Raw genomic sequence first — 24,996 nt, forward strand, 5'->3', positions numbered from 1 at the left:
ACCATGCTGCCGGTGTTCGCGATCTGCGCCGGCGCCTCGCTGGGCGCGCTGGCGCGCTGGGGCCTGGGGCTCTGGCTCAGCACCCCCGGCGCGGCGATGCCCTACGGCACGCTGGCCTCCAACCTCGTCGGCGGCTACCTGGTCGGCATTGCCGTCGCGCTGTTCCAGGCCATGCCGGAACTCGACCCGGTGTGGCGCCTGCTGCTGATCACCGGCTTCCTGGGCGGCCTCACCACCTTTTCCAGCTTCTCCGCCGAGGTCGTCGCAATGCTGCTGCAGGATCGACTTGCGCTGGCCTTCGGCACGGCGGCGCTGCATGTCTTCGGCTCGCTGGTCCTCACCTGGCTCGGCATGCGCACGGTGCAGCAGTTCACCGGCTGATTCGAGGTCTCTCGCCGAGGGGCGCTCGATAGAATCGATCGCGATGCCCCTTGTCCTCCTCGTCGCGCTCCCCTTCGTTGCCAGCGTGCTGGCGGCCCTGCTGCCGTCGGATGCGCGCAACCGGGAGTCGACGCTGGCGGGCCTGGTCGCGCTCGGCTGCGCGCTGCAGGCGGCGTGGTTCTTTCCGCAGCTCGCCGACGGCAACGTGATCCGCGAGGAGATCGCTTGGCTGCCCGCGCTCGGCCTCAACCTGGTGTTCCGCATGGACGGCTTCGCCTGGCTGTTCTGCATGCTGGTGCTCGGCATCGGCACGCTGGTCGTGCTGTATGCGCGCTACTACATGTCGCCCTCGGACCCGGTGCCGCGCTTCTTCGCCTTCTTCCTTGCCTTCATGGGCGCGATGGTGGGCGTGGTGCTTTCGGGCAACCTGATCCAGATGGTGCTGTTCTGGGAGCTCACGAGCCTGTTCTCCTTCCTGCTCATCGGCTACTGGCATCACAGGCGCGACGCGCGGCGCGGCGCGCGCATGGCGCTCACGCTCACCGGCGCCGGCGGCCTGTGCCTGCTGGCCGGCGTGCTGGTGCTGGGCCGCATCGCCGGCAGCTACGAGCTCGACGCGGTGCTGGCCTCAGGCGAAGAGATTCGCGCGCACCGGCTCTACCCGCTGGCGCTGGTGCTGGTGCTGCTCGGCGCCTTCACCAAGAGCGCGCAGTTCCCGTTCCATTTCTGGCTGCCGCGCGCGATGGCGGCGCCGACGCCGGTCTCCGCCTACCTGCACTCGGCCACCATGGTGAAGCTGGGCGTGTTCCTGATGGCGCGGCTGTGGCCGGTGCTCTCCGGCACCGAGGCCTGGTTCTGGCTCGTCAGCGGCGCGGGCGCCGCCACGCTGCTTCTGGGCGGCTACGTCGCGATGTTCCAACGCGACCTCAAGGCGCTGCTCGCCTACTCGACCATCTCGCACCTCGGACTCATCACGCTGCTGCTGGGGCTCAACAGCCCCCTGGCCGCCGTCGCGGCCGTGTTCCACGTCATGAACCACGCGACCTTCAAGGCCTCGCTCTTCATGGCGGCCGGGATCATCGACCACGAGAGCGGCACGCGCGACATCCGCAAGCTCAGCGGCCTGCTCCGGCTGATGCCCATCACCGGCACCCTGGCGATCATCGCCAGCGCATCGATGGCCGGCGTGCCGCTGCTCAACGGCTTCCTGTCCAAGGAGATGTTCTTCGCCGAGACCGTGTTCATCCGGGCCACGCCCTGGGTCAACTTGAGCCTGCCGGTCATCGCGACGCTGGCCGGCGTGTTCAGCGTGGCCTATTCGGCGCGCTTCGTGTTCGACGTGTTCTTCGGCCCGCCCCCCGGCCCGGACGTGCCGAAGCAGCCGCACGAGCCGCCGCACTGGATGCGCGTGCCGGTCGAGCTGCTGGTGCTGACCTGCCTCGTGGTCGGCGTGGCGCCGGCCTGGTCGGTGGGCGCCTTCCTCGCCGCGGCAGCGACGCCGGTGGTCGGCGGCGTGCTGCCCGCGTACAGCCTGGCCGTGTGGCACGGCTTCAACATGCCGCTTCTGATGAGCTTCGTCGCGCTCGCGGGCGGCGCGGGACTCTACATGCTGCAGCGGCGCGGACGCGCGCGAGGCGATCTCGAGTACACGCCGCTGCTGCATCGCTTCGACGGCCAGCGCATGTTCGAGCACCTGCTCGCGCGGCTCAGCGAGGCCGGCCGGCGCAGCCGTCGCCTCTTCGCAACGCGGCGCCTGCAGATGCAGTTGCTGCTGCTGGTCGTCGTCGCCGTGGCCGGCGTGGCGGCATCGCTGTGGCTCACGCCCGCCGAGCGCGGAACGCGCGAACTGCTGCCCTTCTCGACCATGTTCGCGATGACCTGGGTCATCGGCGGCACCTGCGCGCTGGCCGCCGCCTGGCAGGCCAAGTTCCACCGGCTGGCCTCGCTGATGCTGGCGGCGGGCGCAGGCCTGGTGTGCTGCACCACCTACATCTGGTTCTCGGCGCCCGACCTCGCGCTCACGCAGTTGGTGGTCGAAACCGTGACCACGGTGCTGATCCTGCTCGGCCTGCGCTGGCTTCCAATGCGCACCGCGCAGCCGCAACCCGCACGGGTGCGAATTCGGCTCTGGGGACGGCGCGGGCGCGACCTGGCCATCGCAGCCGCAGCCGGATGCGGCATGGCCGCGCTGGCCTGGACCGTGATGACGCGGCCATTCCCGCAAAGCATCTCGCCCTTCTTTCTCGAGCGCGCGCTGTCCGAGGGCGGCGGCACGAACGTGGTCAACGTGATGCTGGTCGACTTCCGCGGCTTCGACACCTTCGGCGAGATCACCGTACTCGGTGTCGTCGCCCTCGCCGTCTATGCGCTGCTGCGCCGCTTCCGTCCGGCGCCCGAGTCGATGGCCCTGCCCGCGCAGCAGCGCGCGCAGACCGACGACGGCAGCAGCGACCTGCTGAACCCGCGCCGCGCCAAGGACACCGCCGTCGGCTACCTCATGGTGCCGGCCGTGCTGGTGCGGCTCCTGCTGCCGCTCTCGGTGCTGGTGTCGATCTACTTCTTCCTGCGCGGCCACAACCAGCCGGGCGGCGGCTTCGTCGCCGGGCTGGTGATGTCGGTGGCGCTGGTGCTGCAGTTCATCGTCTCCGGCGCCGAGTGGGTGGAGGAGCACCTGCGCATCTACCCGCGGCGCTGGATCGCGATCGGCCTGCTGCTTGCGCTGGCCACCGGCTCGGGCGCGGTGCTGTTCGGCTATCCCTTCCTCACCACGCACACCGCGCACCTGCATCTGCCGGTGCTCGGCGAAGTGCATGTGCCGAGCGCACTGTTCTTCGACATCGGCGTGTTCGCGCTGGTGCTGGGCGCGACCATGCTGATCCTCACCGCGCTGGCCCACCAGTCCATCCGCAGCCATCGCTGGGCCGACGAACAGGCCGAAAAGGAGGCCGAGCGCGCCGCGGCCGATGCGAAAGGCACCGCCTGATGGAGGCCGTGCTCGCCATCGCCATCGGTGTACTCACCGGCTCCGGCGTCTACTTGCTGCTGCGTCCGCGCACCTTCCAGGTGATCATGGGCCTCACGCTAATCTCCTATGCGGTAAACCTGTTCATCTTCAGCATGGGTCGCGTCAAGATCGACAGCGAACCGGTGCTGATGCCGGGCTTCGCAGCCACGCTGGCGAACACCGCCGATCCGATGCCGCAGGCGCTGGTGCTCACCGCGATCGTGATCGGCTTCGCGATGACCGCGCTGTTCCTGGTCGTGCTGCTGGCCTCGCGCGGGCTCAGCGGCACTGACCACGTGGACGGCGAAGAGCGCAAGGCGCCGCAGGAATGACAGGCCTCTCCCGCTTCCTCGACCACCTGCTCGAGCTCGGCATGCCGCATCTTGTGGCGGTGCCGATCCTGCTGCCCCTCTTCACGGCCGCGCTGATGCTGCTCCTGGGCGAACGGCGCCGGCGCACCAAGTCTTTCCTGAGCGTGGTCTCGGGCCTGGTCGGCCTGCTGGCCGCGCTCGCGCTGCTCCGCTGGGTCAACGCCGCCGGCACCGGCGGCGGCGCAGGCTCGATCGGCGTCTACCTGCCGGGCAACTGGCAGGCGCCCTTCGGCATCGTGCTGGTGGCCGATCGGCTCTCGACGATGATGGTGGCGCTCACCGGCGTCGTCGCCTTCGCCGCCTCGATCTACTCCACCTCGCGCTGGGACCGGGCGGGCGTGCACTTCCACCCGCTGCTGCAGCTGCAGCTCATGGGACTCAACGGCGCTTTCCTGACCGGCGACCTGTTCAACCTCTTCGTCTTTTTCGAGGTCATGCTCGCCGCCTCCTATGGCTTGCTGCTGCACGGCTCCGGCCGGCTGCGCGTCCAGGCCGGCCTGCACTACGTGGCCATCAACCTCGCGGCCTCTTCGCTGTTTCTCGTGGGCGCCGCACTGCTCTACGGCGTGACCGGCACCCTCAACATGGCCGACCTCGGCGAGCGCATCGCGCAGCTCGCGCCGGCCGACCGCGGGCTGGTGCATGCGGCCGCGGCCATCCTCGCGACCGCGTTCTTCGCCAAGGCCGGGGCCTGGCCGCTCAACTTCTGGCTGGTGCCGGCCTACAGCGCCGCCGTGTCGCCGGTGGGCGCGGTGTTCGCGCTCCTGACCAAGCTCGGCGTCTACACGGTGCTCAGGCTCTGGACCCTGCTCTTCGCGCCCGACACCGGCGCCTCGGCGCAGTTCGGCCAGGACGCGTTGGTCGCCATCGGGCTGGCCACACTGTTCGTCGGTGCGCTCGGCATCGTCGGCACGCAGCGGCTGTCCAACCTCGCGGGCTTCAGCGTGCTGATCTCCGCCGGCACGCTGTTGGCTGCCATCGGGCTCGGACAGCCTGCGCTTTGGGCCGGCGCGCTCTACTATCTTCTGACGTCCACGCTGGCGGCCAGCGCCTTCTTCCTTCTGATCGACATGATCGAGCGCTGGCGCAATGCCGGCATGAGCGTCGCGCCGCACGAGGCGGCCGGCGACGCACCCTTTCTTTCGGAAGACCTGAGCGGCCTCGACAACGTGAATCTCGACGACGATGCGCAGGCGCTCTACGGCCGCGCCATTCCGGCCGGCGTCGCCTTCCTCGGGCTCGGCTTCGTCGGCTGCACGCTGCTGCTGGCGGGGCTGCCGCCGCTGTCGGGTTTCGTCGGCAAGTTCGCGATGCTCTCGGGCCTGCTCGGCGCGGAGCAAGGCATCGCGCCGGCGGGCTGGGCATTCATGGCGCTCCTGATCGTCTCCGGTCTTCTTTCGCTGATCGCCTTGAGCCGCACCGGCATCCGCCACTTCTGGACCCAGCCGCATGCCACCCTGCCCTCGCTGCCGGCGCTCGAAGTGCTGCCGGTGGCGGCGTTGCTGGCGGCCTGCCTGGCGCTGACGCTCGGCGCCGAGCCGGTGATGCGGCATGCTGCCGCCACGGCAGAAGGCCTGCGTTCGCCGACCGCCTACCGCGAGGCCGTACTCGGCACGCCGAAGCTCCCGGGCCCCGCCACGTCAGCAGGAGACAACGCACGATGATCAAACGCTGGCTCCCCTCGCCGCCGCTGTCGATGGCGCTCTTCGTCGTGTGGCTGCTGCTGAACCAGTCGCTCGACGCGGCGACGCTGCTGCTGGCGGCCATTCTCGCGATCGCGGTCCCGGTGCTGACCCAGAGTCTGCGGCCGGCCACGGTGCGCATGCGCCGCCCGGGGCTGGCGCTGCGGCTCGCAAGCGTCGTCGCGCTGGACCTCGTCCATTCGGCCCTGACCGTGGCCCGGCTGCTGTTCACGCGGCGAGGCAGCGGCATGTCGCCGCGCTTCGTGCGCGTGCCGCTCGAACTGCGCGATCCCAACGCGCTGGCGGTGCTGGCGATGATCCTGTGCCTCACGCCGGGCACGGCCTGGGGCGAAATCGCGCTCGACCGCTCGACGCTCTTGATCCACGCGTTCGACGTCGAGGACGAAGCGGCCTTCGTCGCCACGATCAAGTCGCGCTACGAGCGCCCGCTGATGGAGATCTTCGAATCATGACCCCCGTGCTCTTCTGGGCCCTCAAGCTGGCGCTGCTGCTGCTTGCCGTGGCCATGCTTTGCGCACTGGCGCGCCTGCTCGCCGGCCCCACCGCGCAAGACCGCGTGATGGCGCTCGACTGCCTCTACATCAACGGCATGCTGATGATGCTGGTGCTCGGCATCGTCTATGCGAGCAAGGTCTACTTCGAGGCGGCGATGCTGATCGCGCTGTTCGGCTTCGTCGGCTCGACCGCGCTCGCGAAGTTCCTGCTGCGCGGCGAGGTGATCGAATGAGCGACTTCATCGTGGGCCCGCTGCCGCTGTGGGCCGAGATCCTGACCGCGGTGTTCGCCGTGCTGGGCGCGGCCTTCGCCGCCGTCGGCTCCTTCGGACTGGTTCGGCTTTCGACCTTCTTTCGCCGCATCCATGCGCCCACGCTCGGGGCCACGCTCGGCGTTTGGTGCATCACGCTGGCCACCATCATCTATTTCTCCGTGCAGGGCGCGAGCCTGTTCCTGCACGCCGTGCTGATCGCGCTGTTCGTCGCTCTCACGGCGCCGGTCACGACCATCTTCCTGATGCGCGCTGCGCTCTTCCGCGAGCGCCAGAAGGGCAGCGAGGTGCCGCCGCCCACCTAGCACTGGGGATCAACCCTTGATGAAGGCCAGCAGGTCGGCGTTGAACTGTTCGGCATGCGTGCTGGCCAGGCCGTGCGATGCGCCGGGATAGACCTTCAGCGTGGCGCCCTCGACCAGCTTGGACGACAGCATGGCCGAGGCGCCGATCGGCACGATCTGGTCGTCGTCGCCGTGCACGATCAGCGTCGGCACATCGAATTTCTTCAGGTCTTCGGTGAAGTCGGTTTCGGAGAACTGCTTGATGCAGTCCAGCAGGCCCTTGTGCCCGCCCATCATGCCTTGCAGCCAGAACGAATCGCGCAGGCCCTGCGACACCTTGGCGTTCGGCCGGTTGGCGCCGTAGAAGGGGACCGTCAGGTCCTTGAAGAACTGCGAGCGGTCGGCCGTGACGCCGGCGCGGATGCCGTCGAACACCTCCAGCGGCAGGCCGCCCGGGTTGGCCGCCGTCTTCAGCATCAGCGGCGGCACGGCGCCCAGCAGCACGGCCTTGGCGACGCGCTTCGTACCATGGCGGCCGATGTAGCGCGTCACCTCGCCGCCGCCGGTGGAATGGCCCACCATCACGGCGTCCTTGATGTCGAGCTTGTTCATCAGCTCGGCCAGGTCGTCGGCGTAGGTGTCCATGTCGTTGCCGTTCCAGGGCTGGCTGGAGCGGCCGTGGCCGCGCCGGTCGTGGGCGATGACGCGATAGCCGCGCTCGCCGAGGAACACCATCTGGGCGTCCCAGGCGTCGGCCGTCAGCGGCCAGCCGTGCGAGAAGACGACCGGCTGGCCCGCGCCCCAGTCCTTGTAGAAGATCTGCGTGCCGTCTTGGACGGTGATGGTGTGGCTCATGATTTGCTCTCCGGGGTTTGTGATGCGAGGCCTTGCCAAGCGTAGACGCCGGCAGGGTTCGAAAGAACCGCAGGAAGAGTAATGCCGCTCTATGACTTTGGGGAGACCTAGAGTCCGGCGAGCCACTTGAAGCCGACGACGAGCGCCCCCACCAGCAGCGCCAGGACCACGAGCCGTCCCCAACGCACCGCACGGTGGTCCGGGGCATCGCGCAGATCGGGTCGCGCAAGCGTGTCGAACGAGGTGTCCGGCTTGTCTCTTGCCCAATCGTGGAAGTTATCGCGCTCGGTGTTCATGTAATACATTCTAACTACATGTAAGCAAAAATTGCAAAGCCAACGTTAAGGCTTGCAGGGACGACCACCGGGGCGACACAGGCTATACAAGATTTCGCTTGCGCCTTACGCCTACTTCACATGGCGGGAGCACGATGAAGGCTCCTTCCAACCACGAGGAGCTCGCATGAGAAAGATCACTTTCGCACTTGGCGCCGCAGCCCTGCTGTCGCTCGGCGCGATCACTGTCCCGGCCCATGCCGAATACGGCGAGCGCTATCCGCACCGCGTGATCGTGGTCCCTGCGCCGCCTCCGCCGCCGCAGGTCTACTACGGGCAGCCTCACTACGGCCAGCCGTACCGTGGGCATGGCGACGATCGCTGGGATCATCGCCGCCGCGGCTGGGGCGACAACGACCGCGACGGCATCCCCAACCGCTACGACCGCGATCGCGACAACGACGGCGTGCCCAATCGCTACGACCGCCGCCCGAACAATCCCTACCGCTACTAGGTAGCCTCGCGCCGGCGACGGCGCTCGACAACCTTCCGAAAATTCGTAGACGGTGCATGTGGACACCGTCCAGTATCTCTGCTAAGGTTTGTGGATGGTGTACACAATCCTGAGGAGATACGCATGCTGCTCGCCGGCAAGGTTGCAGTGATCCACGGCGCCGGAGGCGCCATCGGCGGGGCGGTCGCACGCGCCTTCGCCCGCGAGGGCGCCAGGGTGTGTCTCGCCGGCCGCACGCTGGCCCGGCTCGAGGCCGTGGCGGCGGACATCGAGGCCGCGGGCGGCGCGGCGGAAAGCGCCGAGGTCGATGCGCTCGACGCGCAAGCGGTCGACCGGCATGCCGATGCCGTGGCGCAGAAGGCGGGCGGCATCGACATCGCGTTGAACGCCATCGGCGTCGCCCATGTCCAGGGCACGCCTTTCGCGGATCTTTCGCTCCAGGACTACGAATACCCGATTACCGTCTACACGCGCAGCAACTTCATCACCGCCCAGGCCGTGGCACGACACATGGCCAAAAAGAGCTCTGGCGTGATCCTCACTCTCTCGACGCCGGGCGCCCGACTGCCCGGCCCCGGCTACATGGGAAACTGCGTGGCGAGCGCCGCGGTCGAGGCGATGTCGCGCCACCTGGCAGGCGAACTCGGCGCGCAGGGCATTCGCGTCGTCTGCATGCGCCCCCACGCGATTCCCGAGGCGGTGGCGACTTCGCATACGCGTGAGGTGTTCCGTCCGATGGCCGAACGCGCCGGCCTCGGCATCGACCAGATGCTCGCAGGCGCCGCCGCCGGCACGCTGCTGAAACGTCTGCCGACGCTGGACGAGGTGGCGAATACGGCGGTGTTCCTGGCCTCCGACCATGCCGGCGCCATCACCGGCACCGTTGCCAACCTCAGCTGCGGCTTTCTCGTCGACTGAACGGAGATTCTTTTCATGCTCAAGACCATCGTCATCGCCATCGTCGTCCTGCCGGCCAATCCTTACACAACCACGGAGAAGCAGGGATGAGCCGCCACATCGAAGGCCGCCGGCGCTGGCTGGCACTCATGGTCCTCTGTCTCGGCGTGCTGATGATCGTGCTGGACACCACGATCGTGAACGTGGCGCTGCCCTCGATCCGCACCGACCTCGGTTTCACTGAGACCTCGCTGGTCTGGGTGGTGAACGCCTACATGCTCACCTTCGGCGGCTTCCTGCTCCTGGGCGGCCGGCTGGGCGACCTGTTCGGGCATCGGCGGCTGTTCCTGCTCGGCATCACGCTGTTTACCGTCGCCTCGCTGGCCTGCGGGCTCTCGAACTCGCAAGCCCTGCTGGTCGCCGCGCGCGCAGTGCAGGGGCTGGGCGGTGCGGTGGTCTCGGCGGTCGCGCTGTCGCTGATCATGAACCTGTTCACCGAACCGGCCGAACGCGCCAAGGCGATGGGCGTCTATGGCTTCGTGTGCGCCGGCGGCGGCAGCATCGGCGTGTTGCTGGGCGGGCTGCTGACCGACGCGCTCAGCTGGCACTGGATCTTTCTCGTCAACCTGCCGATCGGCGTGGCGGTCTATGCGCTGTGCCTCGCGCTGCTGCCGCACCTGCCGGGGCATGCGGCCGGCGAGAAGCTCGACGTCGGCGGCGCTGTGAGCGTCACGCTTTCGTTGATGCTGGCGGTGTATGCGATCGTCAACGGCAACGAGATCGGCTGGACTTCGACGCAGACGCTGGGCCTGCTCGGCATCGCGGCGGCACTGCTCGCGGTCTTCATCGCCATCGAGGCGCGCGTGCGCCATCCGCTGATGCCGTTGCGCCTGTTTCGCCTGCGCAACGTGTCCGTCGCCAACGTGATGGGCGTGCTGTGGGCTGCCGCGATGTTCGCCTGGTTCTTCATCTCGGCGCTCTACCTGCAACTGGTGCTGGGCTACACCCCGATGCAGGTGGGCCTCGCCTTCCTGCCGGCCAACCTCATCATGGCGGCCTTCTCGCTTGGCCTCTCGGCCAAGCTGGTGATGCGTTTCGGCAACCGCGGGCCGCTCGCGTTCGGGCTGCTGCTGGCGGCCGCGGGACTGGCGCTGTTCGCCCGCGCGCCGGTGGACGGCAGTTTCCTGCTCGACGTGATGCCAGGAATGACGCTGCTCGGCCTCGGCGCCGGCATCGCGCTCAACCCGATGCTGCTGGTCGCGATGAGCGATGTCGCGCCGAGCGAATCGGGCCTGGCTTCGGGCATCGTCAACACGTCTTTCATGATGGGGGGCGCGTTGGGGCTCGCGGTGCTCGCGAGCCTGGCCTCCGCGCGTACCGACCGCCTCACGGCCTCGGGCGCGCAGGCGCTGGCAGCGCTCAACGGCGGCTATCACATGGCCTTCGTCGTCGGTGCCGTCTTTGCGGCGGCAGCCGGCCTGCTCGGGGTCCTGCTGCTGCGCAGCGCCTCGCCAAGCCGCTCGGCCGAAGAAGAACCGGCCAGGGCGTGAGGCCGATGTAACCGGCACCACGATCGGCCTTCGCCTACAGAAATCCAGGACCCCGGCGCCCAGGATGAGTGGGCCATGAAAAATCCGATCAAACTCACCATCGATGAGCCGGCGCCCGGATCCTTCGTCTGGACGCTGCTCGAAACCGACACCGAAGGCGCGCCGCAGAAAGTTCTGAAATCGGCGGAATACGGCGCCGACACCTACGAGGCCGCGCTCGCTGCCGGAACCCGCGTGATGGACGCCGAGCTGCGCAGGAGCACCGCCCCGCCACCGCGGCGCCGCAGCATGACGAGCTAGGCCCGTTGGCAGGCCCCGACTGGTCAGCCCAGGTGCGTCTTCAAGGGCACGGCGGGGTCGGCCGCAACCGCCGGGTCCGGGCTGCGTCCGGCCTCCAGCAGCTTGCGGCTCATCATGTGGTCCACCGGCGCATTGACCGACTCCACGCAGCGCAGCACGCCCTCCACATAGTGCAGCAGGGAGAACGAGGCCGGATTGGCGCCCGGACGCCGCACCATGCCAGCGCTGGCCGTGCCTTCGGCTGGGACCAGCCCGGCCATCTGCAAGCGCAGGCTGCCCTGATCCGACCAGAACCACGGCACCGCGTCATGCGGGCGGGCCGCGCCGGTCAGCGTGGCGACGGCCGTGCGCGCCTGGTCGTTGGCGTTCTGCACCGACTCCAGCCGCAAGGCCCGGCCCGCGCGCCGGTCCGGAAAGCGCGTGCAGTCGCCGACCGCGAGTACGGCCTCGTCGCTGGTCTGCATGTAGGCGTCAACCACGATGCCGTCGGCGCATTCGAGCCCGGCGGCCTGCGCGAGCGCGGTCTCGGGCACGGCGCCGATGCCGAGCAGCAGCAGGTCGACCGGCTGCGCCGCGCCATCGACCTCGATCGCCGCGAGGCGCCGGCCCTCGGTCTGCCAGGCGCCGCATTGCACGCCGATCCGGATGTCCATGCCCGCGGCGCGATGGGTCGCGAGCACATGCTCTGACAGCGCGGGCGACACGGCACGGCTCAAGAGCCGCGGCGCGCTCTCCAGCACGCTCACACGCTTGCCGAGCGCCAGCGCCGTCGCCGCCACCTCGAGGCCGATGAAGCCGCCGCCGAGCACGGTGACCTGCTGCGCCGCCATCAGCATCGAGCGCAGTTGCGCGGCCTCGTCGGCGGCACGCAGCAGGGCCACGTTCTCCAGCCCCACCAGCGCCGGCAATCGGCGTGCACGGGTGCCGGTCGCGAGCACCAGCCGCTCCCAGCCGAGCACGTTGCCTGAACGCAGTGTGACGGTGCGCGCCGCGAGATCGATCGCAAGCGCCGGATCGCCAAGGTGCATCGTGATGCCGGCCTCGGCATACCACGCCTCGGCGCGATGGAGCTGCGGCGCCTCGTCCGGGCTCTTGAGGAAGGTCTTGGACAGCGGCGGCCGGTGGTAGGGGATCGAGCTCTCTTCGCACACCAGGTGCACGCGGGCGCCCTGCCCCGCCTCCGCCAGGCCGGCGCACAGCTGTGCCGCGGCATGGCCGCCGCCGATGATCACGATGTCTTTGCTTGAATGCATGAATGGCTTTCGTGGATGCCTGCAGATTCTCGCTCGGCGGGCCGCACCCTTAGGATGCGCGGCATGACCCGCCGCATCGACGCCTACAGCCTGCGCCTCTTCGTCTCGACGGCGCGCGCCGGCTCCATCGTGCGCGGCGCGGCGCTCGAGCACATCGCGCCCTCCGCGCTGAGCCGGCGCATCGCCGATCTCGAGCACGCCTTCGGTACCGCGCTCTTCGTGCGCTCGCCGCGCGGCATCGCGCTCACCGATGCGGGCCGCCTGGTGCTCGCGCGCGGGCAGCGGATCGACGACGACCTGCAGGCGCTGGTGCGCGAGGTGCAGATCGAAGGCGACGACGTGCGTGGCACGGTCAGGCTCTACGCCAACATGTCGGCCGTGATCGGCTTCCTGCCCGAGCGCCGCGCATCCTCGCGTGCAGGTCTCGCTGCATGAAGAGGACACGCGAGAAGTGATCCGTGCGTGCCTCGACGATCGCACCGACGTCGGCGTGGGCGTGGAGATGCCGGTGCCCGCCGGGCTCGATGCCTGGCGCTTCGCGACCGACCCGCTGCAGGTGGTGCTGCCCGCCGGCCATGCGCTGGCCAAACGAAAGGCCGTGAGCTTCGCCGAGCTGCTCGACCATCCGCTGATCGCGTCCACCAGGGCGGCGCGCTCGACCGCTCCCTGCACGAACGCGCCCAGGCGCTGCAGAAGCCGTTCGCGCCCGCCGTCTCGGTCAGCAGCTTCGATGCGGTCTGCCGCATGGTCGAAGCAGGCCTGGGCATCGCGGTGATTCCGCAAAGCGCCGCCACGGCCTATGCGGGCAGCCCGCGCTTCGTGCGCCGGCCGCTCGACGAAGCCTGGGCTGCGCGCGAGTTGCATCTCTACGCGCTGCGCAAGACGCCGAGGCCCCGCTCGGTCGCGGCATTGATCGACGCGCTGCGCGGGTAAGTCCCCATCTCGCATTTCGCGAGAGCCCCTGTGCCGCCTTGGCGCTTTTCGGCCCGAAGGCCTGACGCGAAGATCAGGCATGCCAGCCGTTCAGCCTGCTCTCGACGATCTTCCGGCGCTTCGCTTCGCGCCCGGGCTGCTCTTCCTGAGCGCCTCGCCGGAAGTCGTCGAAGGATGCCTGCGCGGCGACACGCCGGCACTGGCCGAAGCCCTGCCCCTGCGCGACGACATCTCGACCGACGAGATCACGCCATGCCCATCCTCACGCACTACGACGACAAGCTCGGCCGCTACCCTTACACCGGCCTCAAGGCCGGCGACCGGCTGCCGGTCGGCACCGATGCGGTCCGCGCGAGCGGCATCGAGGTGGTGGTCGCCGGCAAGCGCTACGGCAAGGGCTCGTCGCGCGAGCACAGCCCCGCGGCCGAGAAGCTGGCCGGCGTGCGACTGGTGATCGCGCAGAGCTTCGAGCGCATCTACCGCCAGAACGCCGACAACATCGGCCTCTTCACCTCCACCGATTTCGGGCTGGTCGAACGCATCCGCGCCGGCGAGACGATTCCGCTCACCGAACTCGTCGCCGGCCGCGATGCGCTCGCCGCGGCCATCCTGCAAGTCGGCGGCCTGCTGCGCTTCGGCCAACGCTTCATGCGTCGCGTCCGGAGCGCAGTGGAGGCGCCGCCGGAGCAGCCACGTACGCTGTTCGAAAAGATCGTGGCCCGCCATGCGCTCGCGACCGAGCTCACCGAGGCGCATCCGGCGCCCGGTGACGGCGCCTTCGTGCGTGCCGACTGGCGCTTCATCCACGAGTACTACACCGGCATGGCGGCGCACATGCTGCACGCGACCTTCCGCAAGCCGTTGAACCTGCACCAGCCGGCATCGATCGTGGTGTTCGAGGACCACACTTCCTACGTCGAGGAAAGCCCGGCCCACGTGCGCGGCGGCTTGGTGCCCAACGTGCAGCGCATGGTCGAGGCGCAGCGCGAGTTCGCGGCCGACTACGGCCTGCGCTCGCACCGCACACTGACCGAGGAGGAGGCCCGCATCGACGACGACAACATCGCCGGCATCTCGCACGCGATGATGGCCGAGCACTATGCGCTGCCGGGCCAGGTGGTGGTCGGCACCGACTCGCACACGCCGCACAGCGGCGCGCTGGGCTGCGTGGCCTTCGGCGTCGGCACCACCGACATGGCCAACGCCTTCGTGACCGGCGCGGTGCGGCTCACCGTGCCGCAATCGCTGCGGATCGCGCTCGACGGCGCCCTGCAGCCCGGCGTGACGGCCAAGGACATCGTGCTGCACCTGCTGGCCGAGCCGCGCATCCGCGCCGGCGGCGGCGTGGGCCGGGTCTTCGAGTTCACCGGCCACGTGATCGAACGGCTGTCCACCGACGAACGTGCGACGCTCACCAACATGACGGCCGAGCTCGGCGGCTTCACAGGCATCGTCGCGCCCGATGCGGAAACGGTGCGCTTCCTGCGCGAGCGGCGCGGCATCGACTTCTTGCTCGAGCCGTGGATGCGCAGCGATGCGGACGCGGTCTATGCGGAGACGATCCGCGTGGATTGCACCGCGGTGCCGCCGATGGTTGCCCGCCCCGGCGACCCGGGCAACGGGCTACCGCTGGCCGCGCTTCGGGAGCCGGTGCGCATCGACATCGCCTACGGCGGCTCCTGCACCGCCGGCAAGCGCGAGGACTTCGACCACTACCACGACGTGCTGCGCTGGGCGGCCGACCGCGGTCTGCGCGTCCCGGAGCACGTCTCGCTCTACCTCCAGTTCGGCACCACCGCCGTGCGCGACCACTGCGCGGCGCGCGGCTACCTCGATGCCTTCGAAAAGGTCGGCGCACGCATCCTGCAACCCTCGTGCGGCGCCTGCGGCAACTGCGGCCCGGGCACCTCGGTGCGCAAGGAAGAGGTCACCGTGAGCGCGATCAACCGCAATTTTCCGGGCCGCGGCGGGCCGGGCCAGGTCTGGCTCGCGAGCCCGCCGACCGTGGCCGCGAGCGCCATCGCGGGCGAGCTGCTGTCCTTCGAGGAACTGCGACGCCGGCATCCATGAATCAAGACAAGGAGACACACGTGACGAAAGCCCCCCTGATCCGCCGCCTCGCGGCATCGCTCGCCGGCGCAGCCTTCGCGACCGCAGCGCTCGCCCAGGCGCCGGCCTCCGACAAGCCGATCCGCATGGTCGTGCCGCTGGCGGCCGGCTCGACCGTGGACGCAGTCGCACGCGCCATCGGCCCCTCCTTCGGCAAGGCGGCGGGCCATCCCGTCGTGGTCGAAAACGTCGCCGGCGCCGGTGGCATCCCGGGCACCACCCAGATCGTGAAGGCGCCGAAGGACGGACTCACGCTCGGCATGGTCTCGTCGAACCACGTGATCAACCCCGGCATCTACAAGACCGTGCCCTACGACTCGCTGAAGGACATCACGCCGATCGCGGTGATTGCCACCGTGCCGCTGGTGCTGGTGGTGCACCCCTCGGTGCCGGCGAAGAACGTGAAGGAACTGATCGCGCTCGCCAAGGCCAAGCCCGGCGCCCTCAACTTCGGGTCAGCCGGCAATGGCAGCACGCTGCACCTGGCCGGCGAACTGCTGGTCAGCGAGACCGGCACCGAGATGAAGCACGTGCCCTACCGCGGCACCGGCCCGCTCGTCACCGATTTGATCGGCGGCCAGGTTCAGCTGGGCTTCGTGTCGGTGTCGCAGGTGGCGCCGCAGATCAAGGCCGGCACGCTGCGCGCGCTGGCGGTTTCGACGCCCACGCGTTCGGGGGCGCTGCCCGAGGTCCCGACCGTTGCCGAGGCCGGCGTGCCCGGCTACAGCTTCGACGCGTGGATCGCGCTGATCGGGCCGGCCGGGCTGCCGAAGAACATCGTCGACGGCTACAGCGGCGCGATGAAAAGCGCGCTGGCCTCACCCGAGGCGCACAACGCGATCGCTGGCCAGGGGCTCATGGTGCTGAACACCGGCCCCGACGCGGCGCCGGCCTTCTTCCAGGCCGAGCTGGCCAAGCACCAGAAGCTGGTAAAGCAATCCGGAGCAACGCTCGATTGAATGAGCTGCGGACGCGGGTAGAGTCGGCTCGATGGTCGTCCTCTACCACTGCGTCAGCGCCCGCTCCTTCCGCCCGCTGTGGATGCTCGAGGAGCTGGGCGCGCCCTACGAGCTGCGCATGCTGCCCTTCCCGCCGCGCGCGCTGCAGCGCAGCTACCTCGAGATCAATCCGCTCGGCACCATTCCTTACCTCGTCGACGGCGAGACGCGCATGACCGAGTCGGCCGCGATCTGCCAGTACCTGGCCGAGCGCTTCGACCCCGACAACCTGCGCGGCCTGGCCGTTCGCCCCCACGAGCCCGGCTTCGGCGCCTGGCTCAACGGCTTGCACCAGGGCGAAGCCACGCTGACCTTCCCGCAGACCATCGTGCTGCGCTACGCCCGCTTCGAGCCCCACGAGCGCAAGCTGCCGCAGGCGGCCGAGGACTACACGCGCTGGTTCCTGGCGCGGCTGCGCGGCATCGATGCGGTGCTGCAGCAGCAGGAGTTCCTCTGCGCGGGGCGCTTCACCGCCGCCGACATCTCGGTCGGCTATGCGCTGATGCTGGCCGACAAGCTGGGCCTGGCTGCGCAGTTTCCGGCGGCCGTCGCCGCCTACTGGCAACGCCTGCAGCAGCGCGAAGGCTTCAAGCGCGCCCTCGTCGCGCAGCACGATGCAGCACTGGCACAGGGCGTTTCGCCCCAAGATGCCACCGTTGACTGAATCGGCATGGCGCCTGCATAACCGTGGGCATGGACTTCCACCACCCACTGTTCCAGAGCCTGGCGCTGCCGCTTTGCATTGCATTCGCGGCCACGGGTCTTCTGCGCGGCGCGCTGGGCCCGGTCCAGGGTGCGCGCTGGGCGGCGGCGGGCGTTGCGGTGGCGATCGCCGGCACGGTGCTGTGGGTGCTGGGCTGGCGGCTGATGCCGGGCGCGCTGACCGAGAAGCTGCCCTGGGTCTATGCGGCCGCTGCGCTGCTCGGCCTCGGCCTCGAAGCGATGCGCGCGGGCCGGCGCGTGCAGTGGCTGGCAGCCGGCATCCTGTGGGCGCTGGTGCTGGCGATCCTGGCCTGGCAGCCGCTCCCGCTCAAGATCGGTGTCTGGCTGCTGGGTCTTGCGGTGATCCGCGCCGCGTTGAAGGAAGCCCCGCGGCGAGCCGATGCGATCGCGATGCTCGTGGTAGCGAGTTTCGGGCTGGCAGCGCTCGCGATGATGTCCGGCTCCGCCCTGCTGTTCGAGTTGAGCCTCGCGCTGGGCGCCGCGCTGGCGGGCTGCGCGCTGTGGCTCTGGCCAGTGGGGCGCATCGCTTTCGGCGCCAGCGGCGCCGTCGTCGCGCTGCTGGCCTGGCTGGCGCTGGCGCAGGCCACGGCACTGCTGACGCCGGTCCGGCCGGGCGCGCTGCTGCTGCTGGCCGCGTCCTTCACCTCCGGCGCGCTGGTGCGATGGGGACATCGGCGCCTGCGGCGCGGCGAGGGCCGATACTGGGTCGAAACGCTGATCGTCGCCGCGGTGGCCGCACTGTGGGTGGGCGCCGCGCTGGCAATGGCCCACTGGAGCGGGGCGGACACGCCCGCCGCTAACATGGACGACCCTTACTACAAGCCCAGGTGGTGAATGCCCGCAACCCGCGCCCTCTCATGAGCTCGACCCAACCCCGCAGCTTCGGCGTGAAAGCGCTGTGGCCGCTGTGTCTGGACATCGTCCGGCGTCGCCGCAGCGGGAAGCCGCAGGCGACGCAGCTGGTGCCGGACGAGGATTGGGACGACGAAGCGGTCGAGCTGCTCGCGCTGCTCAAGCCCCTGCTCGATCAGCCGCCCGACGGCGCGCCCTGGGTGATCGGCCAACTGGGCCAGAGCCTCGACGGCTGCATCGCCACGCGGGGCGGCGATTCCAACTACGTGAACGGCGAGCAGGTGCTGCTGCACCTGCACCGGCTGCGCGCACTCAGCGATGCGGTCATCGTCGGCGCCGGCAGCGCGGCCATCGACAATCCGCAGCTCACGACGCGCCGCGTGGAAGGTGCGAACCCAGTGCGCGTCGTGCTCGATCCGGGCCTGCGCCTGGCGCCGACGCTGCGCGTCTTCACCGATCGCCAGGCGCCGACCCTGCTCGCTTGCGACGCGGCACAGCAGGACGAAGCGGCCCAACGCGTGGGCGCCGGTCAGGTGCTTGGCGTGCCGGGGCTGGTGAACGCCAGCGGCACGATGGACTTGCGCGCACTGCTCGCCGCGTTGCGGCAGCGCGGCCTGCGCGTACTCTTCGTCGAGGGCGGCGGCGTCACCGTCTCACGCTTCATTGCGCAGGGCTGCATGGACCGGCTGCACCTCAGCGTCGCGCCGGTGTTGATCGGCGGTGGACGGCCCGGGCTGATGTTGCCGCCCAGCGCGGCGATGCGAGATTGCGCGCGCCCTTCCAGTCGGGTTTTTCGGATAGGGGCGGATGTGATGTGGGATCTGGATCTGCGGGCTCCGGGCTAAGGCAATGCCAGGATGTCCAGATGTCCGATGCGCAAGCAAGTGCGATCGATGAGCGCAAGCCGCCGCGCCTTCCATGCGCCGACGAGCTCGCGTGCAGCCGGATCCTGTTCCAGCGCCGCGTCGGCCATGCCTTCGATCATCGCGCGCAGCATGGCCGGCTCTTCGATGCACCAGTCGCTTGGCGCCTGCGTGACGCGGTAGCCCATCGCATCGAGGCGGGCAACGGCCAGCGCCGCTGCTTCAGCCCCGAGCGCAGGCCCGAAACCCTTGTCGCGCCGTTGATGGGCGGCGAACAGTTCATGGACCTCCCCATCGCCTGCGAGGCCGGGCTCCCACGCAACGCGCCCATCGACGTTCAGCGCGAAGAGCGCGGCCGCATTCGCCGCTCGCACATGGTCAAGCAGCGCATCGAGCCACGAGGCGGACACGAGGTCCAGCAGCGCGGAGGCGGTGACGAGCCGGGCTTTTTCGAAAGGCACGGCATCGAGCGCCGCCGCGAGGTCGAGATGGAGCGGACGCACGTTCGCATGCCATCCCGGTGCCTGGAGCGATTCCGGCAGCGCCGCCAGCAGGCGCGGGTCGTCGTCGACCATCAGCCACTGCTGGGCGCCGCCGAGTCGCGGTGCCAGCTCGCGCAGATTGGCGCCGGTGCCGCAGCCCAGGTCGACCACGCGCAAGACCGGATCGTGGCCGCGCAGCCGGACCGCCGCAGCCTGCAGATCCAGCAGCGCCGCCGACGCATTGCGCGCCGCGCGGTCGAAGGGCTCGCGCAGGGCGAGCCAGTCGGCGCTGAAGCCTGTCATGCGCCTCCGGCCCGCTGCCGGATGTCGGCAAGCGCCGATGCAAAGCGCGCGCTGCTCTGTTGCCATGTCGGCAGGCGACTCCGTGCGCGCCGCGCACCGGCACCCAGCGACGCCCGCCACGCCGCATCGTCCATCAGCCGCTGCAACGCGGCACGCAGCGCGATCGCGTCGCCGGGCGCCACCAGCATCCCCGCATCGGCCGGCACCGTGTCCGGAATGGCGCCCGCGCGCGTGCTGATCACCGGCAGGCCATGCGCCAGCGCCTCGGCCAGCGCCATGCCATAGCCTTCATGGAACGAGGGCAGCACGAAGGCATCGGCCTTCGCATAGAGCGCGCGCAGGCCCGCCTCGTCCTGCTCGCCATGCAGCACGACGCGGTCGCGCAGGCCATGATGTTCGATGGCCTGCCTCAATGCCGATGCGCATGCGGCGTCCATGACCAGGCTGCCGGCGCAATGCAGCGTCCAGCGCGGGTCCTTCAACCCGGCCAGCGCCTCGATCAGCAGGGCATGCCCCTTGCGCGGCGTCACGGTCGCCACGCACAGCAGTGACAAGGCATCGGTGCCCGAGCCTGCGGCCAAGGGGGCCGGCTCGGTGCCGGGCTCGATCACGACGATGCGCGACTGCGGGACGTCGAAGGCGGCCAGCGCTCGAGCCGTGGAAGGGCTGGTGACGATCACGCCGCGCGCGCTGGCCAGCGCGCACCGCTCGCTTTCGAACAAGGCGCGCTGCTGCGCCGCGTCGAGGCCGGTCTCCAGCGACAGCGGGTGATGCACCAGCGCGATCCAGCAAAGCCGCCCTGCATGCGTTTGCGCCAAGTCGGGCAGCACGCCGAAGCCGAGGCCGTCGACCACCGCCAGCGCGCCGTCGGGCAAGGCATCGGCCACGCGGCCGGCCTGCGCCCGCGCTGCCGCATCGGGTGCCGGATAGCCGCAGCCCAAGGCCAGGATCTCGACCTCCCACTGCTGCGCGCGCAGGCCGTCGATGATTCGGCGGTCGTAGGTGTAGCCGCCGGTGCGCGTGTTCAGGTCACCCGGCACCAGGAAGCTGCAGCGCCTCGCCGTCAAAGTGCGCCCTCGTAGGCCGCCCAGGCCACGTGCGATTCGTTCAACTTCACGCGCATGCCCGCCAAGCCGCCGGCATGCGGGCCGAGCTCGCCGGCCGCGATGCGCGCAGCGACGCGATCGAAGATCACGCGCGCCATGAACTCGGTGGTGGTGTTGCGCCCCTCGAAGGCCGGGTCGTCGTCGAGGTTGCGCAGGTTGAGTTCGCCCAGCACGCTGCGCAGCACCTCGGTGGCGAGCGCGATGTCGACCACCACGCCGTCGGCATCGAGCTCGGCGCGGCGCAGTTCGAGATCCACCACATAGGTCGCGCCATGCAGGCGCTGCGCCGGGCCGAAGACCTGGCCGCGGAAGCTGTGGGCAATCATGAAATGGTCGCGGACGTTGACGCTGTACATGCGAAGTCTTTCCAGGGTGAAGAGGTCAGGGGTAGTCGATGCGGTGGCACAGGATGTCCGGCGCGCCCGCGGCGAGCCGGCCGAGCACCGCCGGCAGTTCGGCGAAGGGCGCGCTGTCGGTGACGAGCACATCGAGCGCCGGATCGCGCAGCAGCGACAACGCCAGCGCCATCCGCCGCCGATGGCTCCAGCGCGCGCGCTGCGCCGTGGCCACCTGGCCGACCTGCGAGCTCTTGAGCGTGAGGCGGCGCGAATGGAAGGCTTCGCCCAGCGGCAGCGTCACCGCGCGCTGCCCGTACCAGCTCAGCTCCAGCACCGTGGCCTCGAACGCGGCCAGGCGCAGCGCCATGGCCAGGCCTGCTGCACTGCCGCTGGCATGCAGCACCAGGTCGGCATCGGGACTCGCAGACTGCGGACTGGCGAAAGCCAGGCCCAGCCGTTCTGCCACCGTACGGCGTGCGGGATGGGTGTCGATCACCTCGACCGCGCAACCCGGCATGCGCCCGGCCAGCCAGGCCACCAGCAGGCCGACCACGCCCGCGCCCACCACGGTGATGCGGTCGCCGACCCGCGGCGCCGCATCCCACAGTGCATTGACGGCGGTCTCCATGTTGGCCGCCAGCACCGCGCGCGCGGCCGGCAGCCCCTCCGGCAGCAAGTGCACGGCGTCGGCCGGCACCACATAGCGGGTCTGGTGCGGATAGAGGCAGAACACCTCGCGGCCGACGAGCGCTTCGGGCCCCTGCTCGACCGTGCCAACGCTCGCGTAGCCGTACTTCACCGGCGCCGGGAACTCGCCTTCCTGGAAGGGCGCGCGCATGCGGTCGAATTCGCTGGCGGGCACCTCCCCGCCGAACACCAGCAGCTCGGTGCCGCGACTGATGCCGCTGTGCAGCGCGCGAACCTGCACTTCTTCGGGACCGGGCGCATCGAACGCCGCGCGCCGGATGCCGGCGCGGCCCGGCGCTTCGATCCAGCAGGCCCAGGACTCGGCAGGAGCGGCACGGGAGGGATATGCTGGCATGCAACGGATCTTATGACGATGCTCACCCATCCTCCTGCCGATGGCCCCGCACTCAGCGCGGACGGGCTCGCGGCGCTGCGGCGCGATGCCTGGCGCGAGGCCGTGCCCTGCTTCCTGCTGCTGGCCGTCGCGGCCGGCGGGCTCACGGTGCTGGGCGAACTCAGCCCCTGGTTCAAGCTCAAGGCGGTTGCCGTCTTTGCGACAGCCTTCGCGTGGGTGCTGCACGGCCTGCCGGCCCACGCGCCGAACGCGCGCTTCGGCGCCGCCAACCGCGTGACCCTGGCGCGCCTGGCGCTCGTCGCGCTGATCTCGGCCTGCATCGGCGAGCCGCTGGCCGATGCCGAAGCGACGGCCTGGTGCGTCATCGTGGCGGGAACCACCGCCGCGCTGCTCGATGCCGTCGATGGTCCGATCGCGCGCCGCAGCGGGCTGGCCAGCGAGTTCGGCGCGCGCTTCGACATGGAGACCGATGCGTTGCTGGTCCTGGTGCTGAGCCTGCTGGTGTTCCATTTCGACAAGGCCGGCGCATGGATCCTGGCCGCCGGCCTGATGCGCTATGCCTTCGTGCTGGCGATGAAGCCCTGGCCCTGGCTGGCACGGCCGCTCGCGCCGAGCCAGCGGCGCAAGGCGGTGTGCGTGGCGCAGATCACCAGCCTGCTGGTCTGCCTCGGTCCGATCATCTCGCTGCCCTGGAGCCGGGCGATCGCGGCCGCGAGCCTGGCCGCGCTCACTGCGTCTTTTGCAATCGACATCGCGTGGCTGTTCCGCCATCGCGCATCCTCACCGGAGCCCGCCTCATGAAAGCACTCGCGACCCGTTTGCCGTATGCCCTGATCGTCTCGTGCCTCGTGGCGCATGCCACGCCCGCGCGCGCCGAGGCCGCACGCTACGAGCTCGATCCCGAACATCTCACCATCGCCTTCCTGGCCGATCACATCGGCTACGCCAAGGTGCTGGGCATGTTCCGCGCCGCGCGCGGCAGCTACAGCTTCGACGAGGCCACGGCCACGCTCAGCAATGTGCGCATCGAGGTCGACACCCAGAGCGTCTTCAGCAATTTCGCCAAGCGCGACCAGCACCTGAAGAGCGCCGACTTCCTCAACACCGCCGAGTTCCCGCGCATGGTGTTCACCGCGGCCAATGCCAAGCGCACCGGCGAGCGCACCTTCGAGATCGCCGGCCAGCTCGAGCTGCTGGGCCGCTCCCAGCCGCTGACGCTCGCCGCGACCTGGAACAAGAGCGGGCCCTCGCCGATCGAGAAGAGCTACGTGATGGGTGTCTCGGCGCGCGGCAGCTTCAAGCGCAGCAGCTATGGCATGAATTACGCGGTCGCCAACGGCTGGGTCGGCGACGAGGTACCGCTCATCATCGAGTTCGAGGCCAAGCGCAAATGACGCCCATCGCATGGGGCGGGTGGCTGCTGCGCTTCGCCCTGCCCCTGCTGCTGCTGAACGCGCTGCTGACGATGGAGAACCACGGGCCGGGACTGTGGCCGCGTCCGGCGCTGCGCCTGTCCTTCGAGCTCGCCATGGCGCTGCTCGCGCTCGCGGCCTGGGTGTCCTGGCGCGGACAGCCGGGCGCGCGCCTGCTGCGCCTGCTGGCAGGCGTCACCGCCTTCTGGATCGTCGCGCGCTATTTCGACGTGACGGTGTCGGCCGTGTTCGGCCGGCAGATCAATCTCTACTGGGACAGCAGGCACGCGCTCGACGTGCTGCGCATGGGCGAGCTTGCAGCGTGGCAGATCGGCCTGGCCGCGCTCGCCGCGCTGGCCATCCCCGTGCTGCTGTACGGCCTGGCATGGCGATGCTGGCGTGCGATCGCGCGCGAGCTGGCCTGGCCGCAGCCGCGGCCCGCGATCGGCCTCATCGGCCTGCTGCTCTTCACGAGCTTTGCCGCGCATGGCCTCGGCGGGCGCGACACGCGCTGGTTCTTCTCGATGCCGGTCGCGCCCATTCTTGCGCAGCAGGCGGAGATCCTGGCCGGCCAGCTGCTGCCCGGCCAGGCGGCTTCGCAGCTCTCGCCCAGCCCGGCCTTCGAGCACAGCTCGCTCGCAGGCCTGCGCGGCGCCGACGTGCTGCTGATCTTTGCCGAGTCCTACGGCGTCACGGCGCTCGACGCTCCGCTGCAGGCCGCCGCACTCGCGCCGGCGCGCGCGCAGTTGATGCAGGCGCTCGCGGCCGGCGGCCGGCAGGCGGTCTCGGCGCGCGTGCGCTCCCCCACTTTCGGCGGCGCCTCCTGGCTGGCCCATGCGGCGCTGCTCTCCGGCGTGGACACGCAGGATCCCGGTGCCTACGAACTGCTGCTGACCACCGACCGGCCGACGCTGGTGCGCCATTTCAAGGCCCACGGCTGGCGCACGGTGAACTGGATGCCGGGCCTGCAGAAGCCCTGGCCCGAAGGCAGCTTCTACGGCTTCGACCGCTATGCCGACGCCGACCGCATCGGCTATCGCGGCCCGCCCTTCGGCTACTGGCGCGTTCCCGACCAGGCCTCGATGGCGCTGCTGCACGCGCAGGAACTGGCGGAGCCGCCCGGGCAACGCACGCCGCGCTTCATCGTCTTCCCGACGCTGACGAGCCATGCGCCTTTCCGCCCGATCGCGCCCTACGTGCCGGACTGGCAGCGGCTGCTGCGCGCCGATGCCTACACGCCGGCGGAAGTTGCGCAGGCCGTCGCGCAACCGGGGTCGTGGCTGCAGCCCGCGCCCGCCTACGTCGAATCGCTGGCCTACACCTTCCGCTGGCTGGGCGACTACCTGTCGGCCCGCGCGCCGCGGCAGCTGCTCACCATCGTGATCGGCGACCACCAGCCGATGGCGAGCGTGAGCGGCGCGGGCGCTTCGTGGGACGTGCCGATCCACATCATCAGCGCGGACACGCAACTGCTGAAACGCTTCGAGGCCCTCGGCTTCACGCCGGGCCTGCTGCCGGTGCGGCCTTCGACCGCGGGCATGCATGAGCTGACGCCGGCGCTGCTCGCCGCATTCGACGGGACTGCGAGCGCGCCGCTGGGCACCGCGGAATGAAAGCTGCCGCGGCCGCAGCTTCCGAGCAATAGTTCATATCTGGTTCGGCCAGACTCTGCTAGCCTTCTC

The 24,996-nt window shown here is 69.9% G+C and carries 26 protein-coding genes and 2 pseudogenes; 21 read left to right on the forward strand and 7 right to left on the reverse strand.

The features are described 5' to 3' along the window. Window positions 1-3 precede the first annotated feature (3 nt). From crcB to mnhG, 7 genes are read left to right on the forward strand one after another with little or no spacing between them, the layout of a single operon-like run. Complete coding sequence (gene crcB, locus AC3A6B_RS01020; RefSeq protein WP_487834883.1) at window positions 4-381, forward strand: fluoride efflux transporter CrcB; 378 nt, start codon at window positions 4-6, stop codon at window positions 379-381. Window positions 382-424: 43 nt separating this feature from the next. After that, entirely contained in the window at window positions 425-3,364 is a 2,940-nt protein-coding gene (locus AC3A6B_RS01025; protein WP_487834884.1) for a monovalent cation/H+ antiporter subunit A, read from the forward strand. Then, a complete protein-coding gene (locus AC3A6B_RS01030) occupies window positions 3,364-3,717 on the forward strand; it encodes a Na+/H+ antiporter subunit C (RefSeq protein ID WP_487834885.1) in 354 nt (117 codons plus the stop codon). The genes AC3A6B_RS01025 and AC3A6B_RS01030 overlap by 1 nt, the downstream gene beginning before the upstream one ends. Continuing rightward, complete coding sequence (locus AC3A6B_RS01035) at window positions 3,714-5,420, forward strand: monovalent cation/H+ antiporter subunit D (protein ID WP_487834886.1); 1,707 nt, start codon at window positions 3,714-3,716, stop codon at window positions 5,418-5,420. Before AC3A6B_RS01030 ends, AC3A6B_RS01035 begins: the two co-directional genes overlap by 4 nt. After that, window positions 5,420-5,911: a Na+/H+ antiporter subunit E gene (locus tag AC3A6B_RS01040; RefSeq protein ID WP_487835232.1), complete on the forward strand. Its 492-nt coding sequence runs from the start codon at window positions 5,420-5,422 to the stop codon at window positions 5,909-5,911. Before AC3A6B_RS01035 ends, AC3A6B_RS01040 begins: the two co-directional genes overlap by 1 nt. Continuing rightward, entirely contained in the window at window positions 5,908-6,186 is a 279-nt protein-coding gene (locus AC3A6B_RS01045) for a K+/H+ antiporter subunit F (RefSeq protein ID WP_487834887.1), read from the forward strand. The genes AC3A6B_RS01040 and AC3A6B_RS01045 overlap by 4 nt, the downstream gene beginning before the upstream one ends. Continuing rightward, a complete protein-coding gene (gene mnhG / locus AC3A6B_RS01050) occupies window positions 6,183-6,530 on the forward strand; it encodes a monovalent cation/H(+) antiporter subunit G (RefSeq protein WP_487834888.1) in 348 nt (115 codons plus the stop codon). The genes AC3A6B_RS01045 and mnhG overlap by 4 nt, the downstream gene beginning before the upstream one ends. Before the next feature lie 9 nt (window positions 6,531-6,539). On the opposite strand, the gene AC3A6B_RS01055 is transcribed toward mnhG, so the two are convergent. Together AC3A6B_RS01055 and AC3A6B_RS01060 are read right to left on the reverse strand one after the other, a co-directional pair. Beyond that, a complete protein-coding gene (locus AC3A6B_RS01055) occupies window positions 6,540-7,364 on the reverse strand; it encodes an alpha/beta fold hydrolase (protein WP_487834889.1) in 825 nt (274 codons plus the stop codon). Window positions 7,365-7,471: 107 nt separating this feature from the next. Beyond that, window positions 7,472-7,660, reverse strand: a complete 189-nt coding sequence (locus AC3A6B_RS01060) for a hypothetical protein (RefSeq protein WP_487834890.1) — start codon at window positions 7,658-7,660, stop codon at window positions 7,472-7,474. Window positions 7,661-7,826: 166 nt separating this feature from the next. On the opposite strand from AC3A6B_RS01060, the gene AC3A6B_RS01065 reads away from it, so the two are divergent. The 4 genes from AC3A6B_RS01065 (at window position 7,827) to AC3A6B_RS01080 (ending at window position 10,900) form a co-directional block, all read left to right on the forward strand. Further along, the gene (locus tag AC3A6B_RS01065) at window positions 7,827-8,153 is read left to right on the forward strand and encodes a thrombospondin type 3 repeat-containing protein (RefSeq protein ID WP_487834891.1); all 327 of its coding nucleotides are present in this window, start codon (window positions 7,827-7,829) and stop codon (window positions 8,151-8,153) included. Window positions 8,154-8,276: 123 nt separating this feature from the next. Next, on the forward strand, window positions 8,277-9,071 hold the full coding sequence (locus tag AC3A6B_RS01070; RefSeq protein WP_487834892.1) for an SDR family NAD(P)-dependent oxidoreductase: 795 nt from the start codon (window positions 8,277-8,279) through the stop codon (window positions 9,069-9,071). Between the two features lie 86 nt (window positions 9,072-9,157). After that, a complete protein-coding gene (locus AC3A6B_RS01075) occupies window positions 9,158-10,600 on the forward strand; it encodes a DHA2 family efflux MFS transporter permease subunit (RefSeq protein WP_487834893.1) in 1,443 nt (480 codons plus the stop codon). Window positions 10,601-10,675: 75 nt separating this feature from the next. Continuing rightward, window positions 10,676-10,900, forward strand: coding sequence for a hypothetical protein (locus AC3A6B_RS01080; RefSeq protein WP_487834894.1), 225 nt, complete (start codon window positions 10,676-10,678; stop codon window positions 10,898-10,900). A 23-nt stretch (window positions 10,901-10,923) separates the two neighbouring features. On the opposite strand, the gene AC3A6B_RS01085 is transcribed toward AC3A6B_RS01080, so the two are convergent. Beyond that, window positions 10,924-12,153: an NAD(P)/FAD-dependent oxidoreductase gene (locus tag AC3A6B_RS01085; protein ID WP_487834895.1), complete on the reverse strand. Its 1,230-nt coding sequence runs from the start codon at window positions 12,151-12,153 to the stop codon at window positions 10,924-10,926. A 63-nt stretch (window positions 12,154-12,216) separates the two neighbouring features. Between AC3A6B_RS01085 and AC3A6B_RS01090 the strand changes: the two genes are divergently transcribed. From AC3A6B_RS01090 to AC3A6B_RS01120, 7 genes and pseudogenes are all read left to right on the forward strand, one after another. Then, window positions 12,217-12,588, forward strand: coding sequence for a LysR family transcriptional regulator (locus AC3A6B_RS01090; protein WP_487834896.1), 372 nt, complete (start codon window positions 12,217-12,219; stop codon window positions 12,586-12,588). A gap of 16 nt (window positions 12,589-12,604) precedes the next feature. Further along, a pseudogene (locus AC3A6B_RS01095) lies at window positions 12,605-13,086 on the forward strand (LysR substrate-binding domain-containing protein). 79 nt (window positions 13,087-13,165) lie between these two features. Continuing rightward, a pseudogene (locus AC3A6B_RS01100) lies at window positions 13,166-15,156 on the forward strand (aconitase family protein). Beyond that, window positions 15,153-16,154 carry a tripartite tricarboxylate transporter substrate binding protein gene (locus AC3A6B_RS01105; protein ID WP_487834897.1) on the forward strand — a complete coding sequence of 334 codons (1,002 nt, stop codon included), beginning with the start codon at window positions 15,153-15,155 and terminating at the stop codon, window positions 16,152-16,154. Before AC3A6B_RS01100 ends, AC3A6B_RS01105 begins: the two are co-directional and overlap by 4 nt. Window positions 16,155-16,185: 31 nt before the next feature. Next, on the forward strand, window positions 16,186-16,857 hold the full coding sequence (locus AC3A6B_RS01110; RefSeq protein ID WP_487834898.1) for a glutathione S-transferase family protein: 672 nt from the start codon (window positions 16,186-16,188) through the stop codon (window positions 16,855-16,857). A 29-nt stretch (window positions 16,858-16,886) separates the two neighbouring features. Further along, window positions 16,887-17,750 (forward strand): hypothetical protein, encoded by an 864-nt coding sequence (locus tag AC3A6B_RS01115; protein ID WP_487834899.1) that lies wholly within the window; start codon window positions 16,887-16,889, stop codon window positions 17,748-17,750. Between the two features lie 23 nt (window positions 17,751-17,773). Then, window positions 17,774-18,613 (forward strand): RibD family protein, encoded by an 840-nt coding sequence (locus tag AC3A6B_RS01120; protein WP_487834900.1) that lies wholly within the window; start codon window positions 17,774-17,776, stop codon window positions 18,611-18,613. Here the strand turns inward: AC3A6B_RS01120 and AC3A6B_RS01125 are convergent. The 4 genes from AC3A6B_RS01125 to AC3A6B_RS01140 are packed head-to-tail and all read right to left on the reverse strand — an operon-like array spanning window position 18,610 to window position 21,902. Continuing rightward, on the reverse strand, window positions 18,610-19,416 hold the full coding sequence (locus tag AC3A6B_RS01125; RefSeq protein WP_487834901.1) for a class I SAM-dependent methyltransferase: 807 nt from the start codon (window positions 19,414-19,416) through the stop codon (window positions 18,610-18,612). The genes AC3A6B_RS01120 and AC3A6B_RS01125 overlap by 4 nt on opposite strands. After that, a complete protein-coding gene (locus AC3A6B_RS01130; protein ID WP_487834902.1) occupies window positions 19,413-20,483 on the reverse strand; it encodes a glycosyltransferase family 4 protein in 1,071 nt (356 codons plus the stop codon). Before AC3A6B_RS01130 ends, AC3A6B_RS01125 begins: the two co-directional genes overlap by 4 nt. Further along, complete coding sequence (locus AC3A6B_RS01135; protein ID WP_487834903.1) at window positions 20,480-20,878, reverse strand: 6-pyruvoyl trahydropterin synthase family protein; 399 nt, start codon at window positions 20,876-20,878, stop codon at window positions 20,480-20,482. Before AC3A6B_RS01135 ends, AC3A6B_RS01130 begins: the two co-directional genes overlap by 4 nt. A gap of 25 nt (window positions 20,879-20,903) precedes the next feature. Next, window positions 20,904-21,902: a zinc-dependent alcohol dehydrogenase gene (locus AC3A6B_RS01140; RefSeq protein ID WP_487834904.1), complete on the reverse strand. Its 999-nt coding sequence runs from the start codon at window positions 21,900-21,902 to the stop codon at window positions 20,904-20,906. A gap of 18 nt (window positions 21,903-21,920) precedes the next feature. On the opposite strand from AC3A6B_RS01140, the gene AC3A6B_RS01145 reads away from it, so the two are divergent. Genes AC3A6B_RS01145 through AC3A6B_RS01155 form a run of 3 tightly spaced genes read left to right on the forward strand, consistent with a single transcriptional unit; the run spans window position 21,921 to window position 24,927 of the window. Further along, window positions 21,921-22,703 carry a CDP-alcohol phosphatidyltransferase family protein gene (locus AC3A6B_RS01145; RefSeq protein ID WP_487834905.1) on the forward strand — a complete coding sequence of 261 codons (783 nt, stop codon included), beginning with the start codon at window positions 21,921-21,923 and terminating at the stop codon, window positions 22,701-22,703. Beyond that, window positions 22,700-23,296 carry a YceI family protein gene (locus AC3A6B_RS01150; protein ID WP_487834906.1) on the forward strand — a complete coding sequence of 199 codons (597 nt, stop codon included), beginning with the start codon at window positions 22,700-22,702 and terminating at the stop codon, window positions 23,294-23,296. Before AC3A6B_RS01145 ends, AC3A6B_RS01150 begins: the two co-directional genes overlap by 4 nt. Further along, window positions 23,293-24,927, forward strand: a complete 1,635-nt coding sequence (locus tag AC3A6B_RS01155) for an alkaline phosphatase family protein (protein ID WP_487834907.1) — start codon at window positions 23,293-23,295, stop codon at window positions 24,925-24,927. The genes AC3A6B_RS01150 and AC3A6B_RS01155 overlap by 4 nt, the downstream gene beginning before the upstream one ends. The last annotated feature ends 69 nt before the right edge of the window (window positions 24,928-24,996 follow it).

Source organism: Variovorax sp. Soil_C_33 (assembly GCF_057656935.1).

Coding starts and splice junctions, on each gene's coding strand:
- AC3A6B_RS01070 (WP_487834892.1), top strand. CDS start 8,277: ATGCTGCTCGCCGGCAAGGTTGCAGTGATCCACGGCGCCGGAGGCGCC.
- AC3A6B_RS01115 (WP_487834899.1), top strand. CDS start 16,887: ATGGACTTCCACCACCCACTGTTCCAGAGCCTGGCGCTGCCGCTTTGC.
- AC3A6B_RS01035 (WP_487834886.1), top strand. CDS start 3,714: ATGACAGGCCTCTCCCGCTTCCTCGACCACCTGCTCGAGCTCGGCATG.
- AC3A6B_RS01055 (WP_487834889.1), bottom strand. CDS start 7,364: ATGAGCCACACCATCACCGTCCAAGACGGCACGCAGATCTTCTACAAG.
- AC3A6B_RS01145 (WP_487834905.1), top strand. CDS start 21,921: ATGCTCACCCATCCTCCTGCCGATGGCCCCGCACTCAGCGCGGACGGG.
- AC3A6B_RS01135 (WP_487834903.1), bottom strand. CDS start 20,878: ATGTACAGCGTCAACGTCCGCGACCATTTCATGATTGCCCACAGCTTC.
- AC3A6B_RS01030 (WP_487834885.1), top strand. CDS start 3,364: ATGGAGGCCGTGCTCGCCATCGCCATCGGTGTACTCACCGGCTCCGGC.
- AC3A6B_RS01025 (WP_487834884.1), top strand. CDS start 425: ATGCCCCTTGTCCTCCTCGTCGCGCTCCCCTTCGTTGCCAGCGTGCTG.
- AC3A6B_RS01065 (WP_487834891.1), top strand. CDS start 7,827: ATGAGAAAGATCACTTTCGCACTTGGCGCCGCAGCCCTGCTGTCGCTC.
- AC3A6B_RS01090 (WP_487834896.1), top strand. CDS start 12,217: ATGACCCGCCGCATCGACGCCTACAGCCTGCGCCTCTTCGTCTCGACG.
- AC3A6B_RS01085 (WP_487834895.1), bottom strand. CDS start 12,153: ATGCATTCAAGCAAAGACATCGTGATCATCGGCGGCGGCCATGCCGCG.
- AC3A6B_RS01140 (WP_487834904.1), bottom strand. CDS start 21,902: ATGCCAGCATATCCCTCCCGTGCCGCTCCTGCCGAGTCCTGGGCCTGC.
- AC3A6B_RS01060 (WP_487834890.1), bottom strand. CDS start 7,660: ATGAACACCGAGCGCGATAACTTCCACGATTGGGCAAGAGACAAGCCG.
- AC3A6B_RS01105 (WP_487834897.1), top strand. CDS start 15,153: ATGAATCAAGACAAGGAGACACACGTGACGAAAGCCCCCCTGATCCGC.
- crcB (WP_487834883.1), top strand. CDS start 4: ATGCTGCCGGTGTTCGCGATCTGCGCCGGCGCCTCGCTGGGCGCGCTG.
- AC3A6B_RS01045 (WP_487834887.1), top strand. CDS start 5,908: ATGACCCCCGTGCTCTTCTGGGCCCTCAAGCTGGCGCTGCTGCTGCTT.
- AC3A6B_RS01075 (WP_487834893.1), top strand. CDS start 9,158: ATGAGCCGCCACATCGAAGGCCGCCGGCGCTGGCTGGCACTCATGGTC.
- AC3A6B_RS01125 (WP_487834901.1), bottom strand. CDS start 19,416: ATGACAGGCTTCAGCGCCGACTGGCTCGCCCTGCGCGAGCCCTTCGAC.
- AC3A6B_RS01120 (WP_487834900.1), top strand. CDS start 17,774: ATGAGCTCGACCCAACCCCGCAGCTTCGGCGTGAAAGCGCTGTGGCCG.
- AC3A6B_RS01080 (WP_487834894.1), top strand. CDS start 10,676: ATGAAAAATCCGATCAAACTCACCATCGATGAGCCGGCGCCCGGATCC.
- AC3A6B_RS01110 (WP_487834898.1), top strand. CDS start 16,186: ATGGTCGTCCTCTACCACTGCGTCAGCGCCCGCTCCTTCCGCCCGCTG.
- AC3A6B_RS01150 (WP_487834906.1), top strand. CDS start 22,700: ATGAAAGCACTCGCGACCCGTTTGCCGTATGCCCTGATCGTCTCGTGC.
- AC3A6B_RS01155 (WP_487834907.1), top strand. CDS start 23,293: ATGACGCCCATCGCATGGGGCGGGTGGCTGCTGCGCTTCGCCCTGCCC.
- mnhG (WP_487834888.1), top strand. CDS start 6,183: ATGAGCGACTTCATCGTGGGCCCGCTGCCGCTGTGGGCCGAGATCCTG.